The organism is Mycobacterium montefiorense (assembly GCF_003112775.1).
Classification (GTDB): Bacteria; Actinomycetota; Actinomycetes; order Mycobacteriales; family Mycobacteriaceae; genus Mycobacterium; species Mycobacterium montefiorense.
The window spans coordinates 559,492-570,692 of sequence record NZ_BFCH01000018.1 but is presented as its reverse complement, the minus strand read 5'-3'; the positions used below and the strand labels follow the sequence as shown (position 1 = coordinate 570,692).

General features: G+C 60.5%; 11 protein-coding genes and 1 tRNA gene. 2 read left to right on the top strand and 10 right to left on the bottom strand.

Annotated features, from left to right (window positions below):
• Positions 1–191: 191 nt before the first annotated feature.
• From DB708_RS15175 to DB708_RS15155, 5 genes are all read right to left on the bottom strand, one after another.
• A complete protein-coding gene (locus DB708_RS15175; RefSeq protein WP_108923111.1) occupies positions 192–902 on the bottom strand; it encodes a hypothetical protein in 711 nt (236 codons plus the stop codon).
• Position 903: 1 nt separating this feature from the next.
• On the bottom strand, positions 904–4,140 hold the full coding sequence (locus DB708_RS15170) for an NACHT domain-containing protein (RefSeq protein WP_108923109.1): 3,237 nt from the start codon (positions 4,138–4,140) through the stop codon (positions 904–906).
• Positions 4,140–4,565, bottom strand: a complete 426-nt coding sequence (locus DB708_RS15165) for a DUF6375 family protein (protein WP_108923107.1) — start codon at positions 4,563–4,565, stop codon at positions 4,140–4,142. The genes DB708_RS15170 and DB708_RS15165 overlap by 1 nt, the downstream gene beginning before the upstream one ends.
• A complete protein-coding gene (locus tag DB708_RS15160) occupies positions 4,562–5,461 on the bottom strand; it encodes a radical SAM protein (RefSeq protein WP_108923105.1) in 900 nt (299 codons plus the stop codon). Before DB708_RS15160 ends, DB708_RS15165 begins: the two co-directional genes overlap by 4 nt.
• A 245-nt stretch (positions 5,462–5,706) precedes the next feature.
• A complete protein-coding gene (locus tag DB708_RS15155) occupies positions 5,707–6,357 on the bottom strand; it encodes a creatininase family protein (RefSeq protein ID WP_235616771.1) in 651 nt (216 codons plus the stop codon).
• 91 nt (positions 6,358–6,448) lie between these two features.
• Between DB708_RS15155 and DB708_RS15150 the strand changes: the two genes are divergently transcribed.
• Positions 6,449–6,829: a site-specific integrase gene (locus tag DB708_RS15150; RefSeq protein WP_235616770.1), complete on the top strand. Its 381-nt coding sequence runs from the start codon at positions 6,449–6,451 to the stop codon at positions 6,827–6,829.
• Between the two features lie 193 nt (positions 6,830–7,022).
• On the opposite strand, the gene DB708_RS15145 is transcribed toward DB708_RS15150, so the two are convergent.
• Entirely contained in the window at positions 7,023–7,307 is a 285-nt protein-coding gene (locus DB708_RS15145) for a hypothetical protein (protein ID WP_108923099.1), read from the bottom strand.
• Positions 7,308–7,447: 140 nt separating this feature from the next.
• Here DB708_RS15145 and DB708_RS15140 point away from each other — a divergent pair, with 140 nt between their 5' ends.
• A complete protein-coding gene (locus DB708_RS15140) occupies positions 7,448–8,428 on the top strand; it encodes an SIR2 family NAD-dependent protein deacylase (RefSeq protein ID WP_165839825.1) in 981 nt (326 codons plus the stop codon).
• A gap of 122 nt (positions 8,429–8,550) precedes the next feature.
• On the opposite strand, the gene DB708_RS15135 is transcribed toward DB708_RS15140, so the two are convergent.
• The 4 genes from DB708_RS15135 to DB708_RS15120 form a co-directional block, all read right to left on the bottom strand.
• Positions 8,551–8,624: transfer RNA gene (locus DB708_RS15135), tRNA-Pro, on the bottom strand.
• Between the two features lie 87 nt (positions 8,625–8,711).
• Positions 8,712–9,485 (bottom strand): IclR family transcriptional regulator, encoded by a 774-nt coding sequence (locus DB708_RS15130; protein ID WP_108923095.1) that lies wholly within the window; start codon positions 9,483–9,485, stop codon positions 8,712–8,714.
• Position 9,486: 1 nt separating this feature from the next.
• A complete protein-coding gene (locus tag DB708_RS15125) occupies positions 9,487–10,311 on the bottom strand; it encodes a cyclase family protein (RefSeq protein WP_108923093.1) in 825 nt (274 codons plus the stop codon).
• Between the two features lie 21 nt (positions 10,312–10,332).
• Positions 10,333–11,109, bottom strand: a complete 777-nt coding sequence (locus tag DB708_RS15120) for an SDR family NAD(P)-dependent oxidoreductase (RefSeq protein ID WP_235616769.1) — start codon at positions 11,107–11,109, stop codon at positions 10,333–10,335.
• Between the last annotated feature and the right edge of the window lie 92 nt (positions 11,110–11,201).

Below are 11,201 nucleotides of genomic sequence, written 5' to 3'. Positions count from 1 at the left end.
GCCGCGATTCTGCATCTCGGCACCGACAAGTGTCGCTCGAACGGTATTCGCGAAGCGAACTCAGTTTCAGGTCAATCGGGTGCGGCGTCCCTTCGCCTAGAGCGATGAAGCATAGGGTTCGCTAGCACGTCACACTCGACCGAAGGATGAGGTGGCCACGTTGCGCGCCTTCGTTCGTGCGACGGAGATTCCTAATGGACTTTCACCAAACGCCATACATTCTCGTGGTCTATATAAGCTCGTTTTATCGAACCTACTGGTCTTTCCGGCCAGGTGAACTGTGTCCGCCTTTCGCCGAACGCTAGGGTGACTATGGCGCGGTCGCCAGCGTACTGTCGGACGAGATCGTCACGCAGATATAAGATTTCATCGTCCGGCTTGAAGCCGATAGGCGCCGAGAAGCAGCGCGCTGCAGACGCGCCCGACGGTTCCACATGATCAAACCCCGCCGGTATACTCCTCAGATCGAATCGATCTGAGAATAGGCGGCTAGGGACATAGCCATTGGCTTGATTTTCATGGCTGTGGTAGTTCTCCCAAATGAAGCTGTGCGACAATCGCTCAAACTGCAGCGTACCTTCGCGAGCCCCAAACTCCTCCATATAGATATCGTCGACACCCAGACCCGACTCGGGCGCTGCGAATCTGTGGTGCCACGGAATCTCACCTGCGAAGATGTAGTAATCGCCGGGCACATCGATCGGGTCTCGTCCGGGATGAGGCAGGGCATTAAAGGCTTCGATAAGCCGACTCAGATCCGCCTTATCCACAAGGACAGTGTTGAACAGCCCGTAGGTGCTACGCCCTGTTGCGATGTCGCTCGCCTCCATCTCCGCGTGCACGAGAATCCACGGACCTGCGTCGTCTCCCAGAATCGGAGGCGTGAGGAACTCATCCGGCACCCTAATTAATCCCGTACGCAGCCAACGACGATCGACGGCCGGTGTCCGTCTCGCCCACGTCGGTATCTCCATGGGGACAACAGGGGGGGGCCTGAGGGAACGTCGGGTCGATGTCGACCTCGACTACCTCAGAACTCTGGCCCTCGTCGGCAAGCATCCCAGCCACCGTGTAGAGCCCCACCCATCCGTACTTCTTGCCATAGCGCTCGAGGCGACCAGGATCGTCTTCCCTTCCGGCAGAGATGATTTCGCGCTCAATCGTCTCAAAGAGATCCGAGCGCCATCCTAGTGCGTAGACCACGCCAAGCAAGTGATCGGTCGCATCTCGGTGAGCCGGGTGGTCGTCGTCATAATTTGATCGGTCCCGAAAAAGCCTTCCGAGAGTGTAGTTACCGAAATCCATCCCCAGAGTGTGGTCCGCTTCATCGCGCCGTGGATCACCCTCACGTAAAGGCTCGGCAATTGGCGCTCTTACAAACGCCAAGGGTACCTTCACTTCTGGAGGTATTGCCGTTGGGTAAAACCGGCTCGCAAACTCGAACATGCTCGAAACGTAATGTCGGGTCAGCGAATGCCAGGTGGGCGCGAGCGCCGCTTCGCCAGTAAAAGCGTCTGCGAGATGGCGAAGGAGGGACGAGAGTGGCTCGTCAAATCCCTTCTCGGGCAGCTGTTTTGACGTCATGACCCCGTAGGAAACTGCAGTCATCCGGTCGACAACATAGGCATCATTGATCGTGAGCGCGTCGGCAGCGATAGCGAACAGTCCGTCAGCGCCGCACCTGCCGAACCAATAAAGGGCGGCGGTGGCTGCATCTCGTAACGCTCGATCAGAACTGGTGAGTGTCCACATTAACCACTGTGCCCGTAAGTAATCAGAGCTCGATCGATCCGATTTCGCCCTCCAACGAGCGGCAAGAGCGTTGGCGTCAGCCCGGAGCGAACTTGCATGGTTGCGGAGCCATTCGCTCCAACGCAGGTCGCGGTCGGCGACGCCTCGGGGACGTAACACTCGATCGAGAAACTCCGCATTGAGCGGATGAAGGGGGGCCGCCCGCGTAGTAAACAGCCGGTCGAAAAGATCGTCGCGTCTCCATCGAAGTGCGTCAACGTTCTCAGCCAGGGCATTAACAGTCGCGGAATCCAAATGGTCGGCTTCCAGGGTGGCCGCGCGGAGAAGCGCGGCCAATCGCAGCGGGCGCGGTACCACTTGCCAGAGCTGGGGTGCGCCTCTCCTGGGCATCAGACCGGCCAGCGCCTCGAATGTATCGACCGCGAGAGGGTGTCGCTCATCAAATGGTCCGGCAAAAATCTTCGTCATTTCATCGTTGGCTACGAGGTCGGCGATCCCGGCCCCTTGCGCTCGGAGCAGGCTGCTAGCAATTACGTGGCCGGCGAGTAAGTCGTACACCAGACCGACTTTGGCCCCGCCCACCTCACCAGGCTGACGTATTAGAACTCCCTCACGCTCAAGTGCGGCGAGGACGCTACGCTGCCAGCCGCCCGCGTCACCGAATAGTTCTCTCGCCCGCTCTTGTGATACATAGCGAGCGCGCGTTTCCCACAGCTCTTTACCCAGCGCGTCCAGCGCTTGCGCGACCTCGTACGGCTGGATGGCTGTATTGAGTTGGTGCACGCGACGACCGATTGCTAGTAAGAAGTCTTCAAACATGGCCGAAAGCGTGGCCGGAAGCCGCTCGACACTAACTAGCTCCTTCCGCTCTGGATTGGCCACAGTGCAATAGATCTTCAAGGACAGCGGATGGTTCAACACCTCGCGCGGCAATTCAGCGTCAGCTGGATCAATCTTGTAGTACGTAAAGTAACGCTCGATCGCCTCGTCTAAATCTTCGTCGAACCCTTCAAGCGACAGAATCTCATTAAATTCGCTTGGCACGGCGTCATCGAAAAAAGATGCTCGGACTGTGCATACAACGAGGACCGACGGGTATTTTTCTAGCTTCGTGATTAGTCTTCGCAGAAGAGGGGTCCAGGTCGTGGCAGCTTCGGCCTCGTTTAGACCGTCTATCACGACCGGCAGTCTGCACCCAGCGCGAGCGGCAGCGGCGTCGACTGCTGCAAGCAGTGCCTCGAATGAATGCAGCGGTGATCCTGCGACCACAACTTGATGGGCAAGATCGTCAAGGCTCCCCCGCACCGACAGCCGACCGCCGAATAACAATATTCCAGCTGGGCGAGATGCAGTAGGTGCCGATATGTTGGCGGCGAGCTGTGTTTTGCCAAATCCAGCCTCGCCCTTAACGACCGCGATGCGAGTTGTGAGATGCTCCTCGACGTTAGCGGCTAAGTCCGCCGCATCGCGCATGTGAGCGAGAAGGTTCGTCACCGGAAGGGCCGAAGCGTGCTGGCATGCTCGGAGTCGCCGAACGGTCTTGTACATCGCGGTGTCTACGACCGGGACGGGCCGACGACCAATGCCAATCAACGCCGATGACTGGACCCGGTCGAATTGCCCATATATGTCCTTGAGCACGTCGACTAGGTTGCGACTTGTATTGAGAATTGACTCGACCTGGGAAGCGAACGATGTCTGCATGCTCGCCAAAGAACCGTCGACAACTTCGGTGAACCGTTCGATGTCCCGGCCAAATCGCTGTAGGTCTTTCCAGCCTTCCGGCTCGGCAAGCATCCGACGCAGGGCATGCTCGGCCGGCGACGGCTGATGGACTTCCGAAACCCACCTGTCGCCGACCTCCGCGGCGGCCTGCTCGTGGTAATCAGCCAGGCGTCCTGCAGTGAGGATCAAGTCTCCAAAGTACGTCTCTCGCAGCAATTCCGCGTCGCCGAAAAGTAGCTCGTCGAGTTCGGTCTCGGTCCAGAGATGCAACTCCATATCTGTGTCGAGCTCGAAAAACCATTCTTGATCTCCGGCAGTGAGCGGATATCTGGTCCACAACACCCAGTCAGTGATTTCCGGAATATGTCTCTCCGTGACCCTGATCGAGTCGATGACGTCGTCGCGTCGAGTCGTGCCGATGGGTCGACCCGAACCTAGCGACCACCACTTGGTCTGCCAGCCGAACCAACGACCAGCATCCCCTAGTGCGCAGCCTGCTCGCTCAATTTGGAGGTGGAACTCCACGCCAGGCTGTTGCGCTTGTGCTGCGAGACGGCCATACCGGCCATACGCGTGCGACGTGGCGGCGCGGCAGATCCGTTCGAAGTTATTGCGTGCATCTCCAGTTAGCGCAAGGAAAGCGTCCCAATTAAGGTCAGGCATCACGGTCCGGCCACATCAGCCACATCCACAGGGTCAGAATCGGGATGCTGATGTCTGGAGTAAACCTCCACCCGTGCCCCTTTATTGAGCATGATTTTCAGGAACGCCTGAACGTCGATCTCATCGGTTGTAATGACAATCGAATCTCCACGGCGACGCACATTGACGTCATACAGGAACTGCTCAAGTTCGTCCGGTTTGACGTTATGGATGCCAAGTTCAATCAAAAGGTCTAGAAGATCCTCGCTATACCGATCGGTATGCTCGCCGACAATCAAGCGATCCTCCTTCTCTTCGATACGGATCGCCGCGGCAAGCTTTTCGATCACCTCCTTAGCCGTCTGAGCACTTGCGACATCTTGGAATCTGCCGATCATCACGAGATCCATTGAATGCTCGGTGCCGAAGCCGTACCAAATCTTCATTCCGCGTCTCTCCTTTCGAGCCGTCTGGCAGCCGCCATGACACCGCGATGGTCGATTTTCTCCCGATTTGCGCCATACGAATTGCGCCTGAGGTTAGCCGACGCATCGATATGTGCATAGGCACGCAAACCAGTTTCGTGGGGAAGCGGTCGAGCTACCGCAACTGGACCGAGTTCGCCCTGTCCGATCGCCAACGGAACTGGCCCGCAATAGGTTCCAACCCAGGCGTGTAGCTCACCAAGTACTTCAGACCTACAGCCGGATCGAGCGCGAACGGCGTGCTCAGGAAGAAGTAGCAATTCCGCAGCACCGACCGTAGATGCGAGGTCCGCTATGGCATCAAGATCCGACAGTGTCATCTCGTTGACTACACAATTCAACCCAAATTTGAACGCGTCGCCAATCCGATCGAGCGCCGACAGCAACTGAGAAAACGGGCGGCCTCGCAACGCTTCATATGTCGCCCCAACCCCATCGACACTCACACGGACAAAATTCAGATGCCCGACAAGTGCATCGATCAGCTCTGGGGTCATGCGGTGGCCATGCGTAGTCATTGTGACCGCGAGCGCCGTATTTTCTGCGGCATATCGGCACACCTCTGGCAGCCGCCGGTAAAGAGTCGGCTCCCCGCCGCCGAAACCGACCCCAAGACAGCCAGCTGCGTCGAGCTCGTCAAGCCATGAACAAAGGCTGCCGGCGGCAACCGTAGCGGCACTCTTTGGCGCGTAACAGAATGGGCAGGCCAGTTCGCACGCGTTTGTAAGTGCAATTGATACCTGACGAGGAGCGGGGGCCCACGACGATTTTGCGACATCGGCCTCGTCGAAAAGTATGTTTAGGCCCGTGTTGCGGTCGAACAGATGAAGTCCATCGGGGCCGGCACGCCACTTCACCAACAGTTCCGAACCATCGAGCGTCTCCCTTCAGCACTTGCTCGGAGTCTGCCACCAAATAAGGCTTAGAGGCGGAAGCCTCGACCTACGCCGGAATCGCGCGCCGCCGGACCTTCTCGATCCCAGTAAAGAAAATTCTCACACCGGTGCAGACGGTGGCTCGGACGCGTCCGCTTGTAGGCGGCCGGTTGGTCGGTGACGGCGGACGGGAGCGCCAGCGGACGGGAGCCGGCACAACCCTGCGATTAAGCGCGTGGCTCGACAAGGAGCGCGATCAGATCCCCCGCTGCCTTGCCGAGATGGTCAATAACCACACGTCCCTTCTCGGCGGATGCTCGTGAGGGATAGCCGATTACGCCACTGTCGGTGTACGCGCTCATTCCAACGGTGGTTAAGTGCCTGCGGTCGGGCGCGCTGTGGTCAGCCGTCAGCCATCCGTTTCGGACGTAATCCGGGTGCGAGGCAAGGAGGATCGACGTTTCGAGTTCACCGGCGTGCATGTCGTCGTGATTCGTGCTGGAAATTCCCGCGGCTTGCCGCGCTTCGGTCCAATCATCACGAGTCGGAAACAACCCAACCCTAATCTGGCCCAACGCATTCGCCTCTTGCACGACGTTCGACAGGACGTAGTTGCCGCCGTGCGCGTTGACGATAAGGAGGCCGCGTGTTCCCTGGCTCGTCAGTGACTCGATGACGTCCCCAACGATGCTGCTCAACGTCGCAGCAGAGATGCTGACCGTTCCTGGAAAATCAGAATGCTCGTGGGAGCACCCAAATGCCAGAGCAGGAAGCTGAAACGCGTTGTGCTGGTTAGTGATCGATTTGCTGATCACGCTGGCGATCAATGTGTCGGCGACGAGCGGAAGGTAGGGACCGTGCTGCTCGAATGATCCCACCGGAAGGCCCGGAGAACTCGGAGACGGTACGACCACCGCATCTGGCGGCGGCCTGGTCGACAAGAACACCAAGGGTCGGCGAGCACGTCAGGTGCCGCTGATCGAGGCAATCCACGATCTAGTCAAACGCCGGATCGAAGTTGCCGGCGGCGACTCGGATGCCCGGCTCTTTACCAGCCCTAGGGGCGGGCGAATCACCACTGCGACGCTCCGTGACGCGACCTCGTGGGATGACGTGGTGACCAAACTTGGCTATGAGCAGCTCAAGCGTCATGGTCTTCGCCACACGGGGTTGACGTGGATGGCCGATGCCGGGGTTCCGCTCCACAGTCTCCGCAAGATCGCCGGCCACGGCAGCATCACGACTACCCAGCGCTACCTACATCCGGACCGGCAGTCGGTTGCGGACGCAGGCGAGCTGCTGACCAAGCACCTCTCCACCGCAACAGCGCGCAATCTCCGTGTTGTATAGGGGAATTGACGACAACGCGTCCACCTCAAGGTCTGGATCCAGACTCCTAGCTTCCCGATAAACGGCAATCCTGCGCTTACGAGCGGTTGTGTCAAGGGTGGCGGAGCCATGACAACGTCACGCCGGAGGCGCCCTTTACACAATCACTCGTCAGTCAGATACTCCGCGATCGAGGGAACGATTACCGGCGCTGCTAGTCGCCGGCGACATAGTGAGCCGCCTTGCTGTGAGCATCAAGCAGTCTGTTGTCGGCGCCCCCGATGCCTTTGAGCACCTGATTCAACAGAGTGACGATCTCCTCAACAACACGCTTGTTCGGGCCGTCGGGCAGCCCATAACTGTGCCACTCCCATCGGGACTTGCAATCCTCCACCCGTGGCCAGAATTTGCCGATCACAGGTAGGAAATCCTCGGCCAGGCTATCGACTTCGGCCCGCAATCCGGCGTAGTCCAGTGGCCTGGCTGACGGATCAGGCATGTCGGACGATATCGCCAAGTGAACTCACCTCCCCAGGCTGCTGAGCACCTGATACGACCGTACGGGCCTGGCCGTGCTGGTCCTGCGGCAATTTCATCGAAGGCCGTTGACGTGCAGGTCCCAGTGACCGAATGAGCCGCGTGACGATCTGGCACGAAGATCCCGGCAACGCCGCACTCGTCCAACGCCTCCGGGATGCGATCGCTGATGGCGGCCGACTGATGGTTTTTCTTGGAGCCGGCCTGTCTTTTGGCGCGGCGCGTCTTCAGAGTCGAGCCACGTTTGATTACGACCGTTACGGCCCTTGGTGGCCGCACGACCTCCCGTTTGACGGACCGGCACCCGACGACGATGGTCTGCCCCTCCCTTCGTGGCCGTGGCTCACCAGCCGCATGTGCCGCGTCATCGCGCTCCAATCGCCGCCAGAGGAGCACTCGTCGTTGCGCAGCTTCTTCATAGAGGAAGGACCTCCCGACTGCGCCCAACTATTTCGCCAAACCGTCGGTGAGGCCAACTACCGAGAATTCCTTCTGGCTCAGTTCGATACGTCTCGCTACGACTTCATTGAGACCACACCTAGCCACGCTGCACTAGTTCGGCTCGATTTGCCGTTGTTGTTCACGACGAACTACGACGAGCTGATCGAGGCCGCGTACCTAGAGGCGCAGCTCTCACTACGAGTGAGCATCACCGAGGAACAGTTCAAGGTGCGGCGTGCTGAAAGGCCGCCCCGCCATCTGGTGAAGCTGCATGGGTCGATCGATCAACCGGACACCATCGTTCTAACCCGACTCGATTACGCGCGCGCTCGGGCTGGGCGCACCGAAATGCTGAGCTCTTTGCGCAACGAGATGATCGACACGGCATTTCTGTTCGTGGGCTTCAGCCTGAGTGACCCCAACTTCAATCTCATTCACGGCGACATCCGCCTCGTGTACGGAATGAACCTGCCCGCTTCGTACACGGTGCAAGGGCGTCGCAACCCGGTCAAGGACCGCTACCTTCGCTCGCTCGCCGTGAACACCGTGTGGCTAAACAGCTGGAACGAAATGCCTGACTTTCTGACGCGTATCAATCCGGCGGTGTTGGTCCCGGCGCCTGCAAGGGCACCTGGCGGCTGAACACCACATACGGGTCGGCGGACCAGTCGGAGCGCGGGCCTGGTCCCAAATTGGTCCCACGGCGAACGGCGGTATCAACCGGCTGACGTGCAAAAGTGCACGTCAAAGCTTACTTCTCTTTGTCGGGCTGACAGGATTTGAACCTGCGACCACTTGACCCCCAGTCAAGTGCGCTACCAAACTGCGCCACAGCCCGTGCGCCAGTGAGTCCACCGGCAGCAGGTCGAAAGCCTACCGTAGCCGCATCCCCATCCGGCCATTGCGTGGTTGACCTGCGAGTCTCCTAGTCGCCCGCCTTCTCGAACCAGGCGTTGACCTTCTCGACCCACGCCCGCAGCGCCTGCGCCAGCTCGGATTCGCGGCGGTAGAACCGTTGCGAAGGCACTGGCACGCTGACCGCGACCACCTCGTCGCTCACACCCTTGAGCACCGCACCCACCGCGCAAATGCCCTCGCTCTGCTCCTCGCGGTCAAAGGCAATGCCCTCGGCCTTGACGCGCTCGAGCTCTTTGCGCAACACCGCCGGTGTGGTGATGGTGTTCGCGGTGAGCCGGGCGAGGCGACTCGGCACGGCTCGGGCCTGTTCCTGGGGCGACAGGTTGGCCAGTAGCGCCTTGCCGTTGGCGCAGCAGTGCAGCGGAAACGACTCGCCCACCGCGCTAATCGCGCGCAGCCGATGCGGCGAGACGACCTGATCGACGAAGGTCGTTCGATCGCCGTCCAGGATCGATACGTCGACGGTCTCCTCCAGCTCGCGGGACAACTCTTCGATGAACGGGTGCAAGTCGATCACGACGCTGCGGCGCACGGTGCCGGCCATCCGGGCGATCTCGGGGCCCAGCCGATACCGACCGCGCGCCGCGCGCGAGGCCACCAAGCCTTCGTCGTCCAGCGCATTGAGGATCCGGCTCACGGTCGAGCGCGCCATGCCGAGTCGCTCGCCGATCTCGGCCTGGTTCAGCCCTGCCGGGTGTGCCTGCAGCAGCCGCAGCATCTCGGCCGCACGGGCAATCACCTGAATTCCGTTGCCGCGGGCCTCTTCTGAGTCGACGCTCACCTCAGGCCCCGGTCTCTAGGCGGTAGCTCCCGGTGGGGTCGGTGATCGCCACCAGCCGCACGATGCAGCCGTCGCCGCCAACCCAGCGCCAGGGAAACGCTGCAAAGGTGACGCGCTTACCGGTGACCTTGTCCAAGTCGCCGCCCACATTCTCGAAACCGTATATGCCCTTGGACAGAATCGCGCGATGGCACGGCTCCCACTCCGGGAAGTCGTCGAGCACCTTGCGGCCGGTGTGCTCTTCGTATTCCTTGACCGCCCAAGGTAATAGTCCGCCGGTATATTCGGCGGGGCCGTGTGGGGCGATCGCGGTGGCCATCGGATGGTCCAGCGCTTGGGTGTCCGTACCAACGGCTTTGACACCTTTGGCGGCGAACCATTCGCCGGCCTCCTTGTAGAAGCCCGGCGAGTAGGCGTAGTACTCGGCGCTGTCGGCATAGGTGTGGTGCCAGCCGGTGTTGACGATGACGATGTCGCCTGCCCGGATCTGCGGCGTGGCGTTCTCCAGGTCCTCGGCGGTGACAACCTCCCACTTCTTCTTCGGGATCGACACGACGACCCCGGTGCCGAAGAACGCGCTCAGCGGGATCTCATCGAGCAGCGGCGTGCCTTCGATGACGTGGCCCGGCGCGTCAATGTGGGTACCGGAATGCATTACCGTGGTGATCTTTTGGGTGAGGACGCGGCTTCTGGCCATGGTGTGCAGCCGTTCGACCTTGACATCCTCGAAGTACGGCCACGCCGGCACACCATGACCCCAAGGGTGGGACAGGTCGTAGAACTCCAGCTTCGACTCGGCATCACCGAGGGGCCAGGTGAAACTCATGGCTATGTCATCCTTCCTGCGTCAGCATGCGGTGTAGCCGCCATCCAGGTACATCACCTGGCCGGTGTAGAAACTCGACACGTCGCTGAGCAGATAGATCAGCGCACCGACGAAGTCTTCTGGTTCGGCGAAGCGGCGCAACGGGATTCGGGCGAACATCGCCTCGCGGGTTTCGCGTCCTTTGTCGTCGTCGGCGTACATCCATTCGGTCAGCTCTGACCGAAACACCGTTGGGGCTAAGGCGTTTACCCGAATGCCTTGCGGTCCCCATTCGGCGGCCAACGACTTGGCCAGCAGGTCGGTGGCGGCTTTCGACGGGCAGTAGGCGCTGTAGCCCGCGGGATGGCCGAGGCTGCCGCGCACCGACGAGACCAGCACGACGCTGCCTCCCCCGCCCTGCTGCAGCAGCACCCGTCCGGCCGCCTGGCAGACCAGCCAGGCTCCTCTCGCGTTTGCCTTCATCACGTCGTCGAAGTCGTCGACGGTCATCTCGGTGATGGGCGCGACGTGGTTCATGCCGGAGGCGACCAGGACGCCATCGAGCCGGCCGTGGCGGGCGACGGCCTCCTCGACCATGGCCTCGGCATCGGCCGGGGTGTCGGGGCGGCGGACGACCACTGCCGCGTCGCGCAGCCCGGCCTCGTCGACCAGCTTGGCCAGGCGCTCGGTGTTGCCTCCGGCCAGCGTCAGCCGGGCGCCGGCGCCGGCCAGGGCGCGCGTTGCCACACTGCCCAAAGACCCGGTCGCGCCGGTGATCAATATCGATTTGTCCTGCACGCTGAATCTTGCCGCGCTCACCGTTCCTCCAATAATTCCCGCAGTACGGGCATCTTTACCCGTTATACAGGAATTCGGCGCACATAGCGAAGAACGTCAACGTCGGTTGTGCG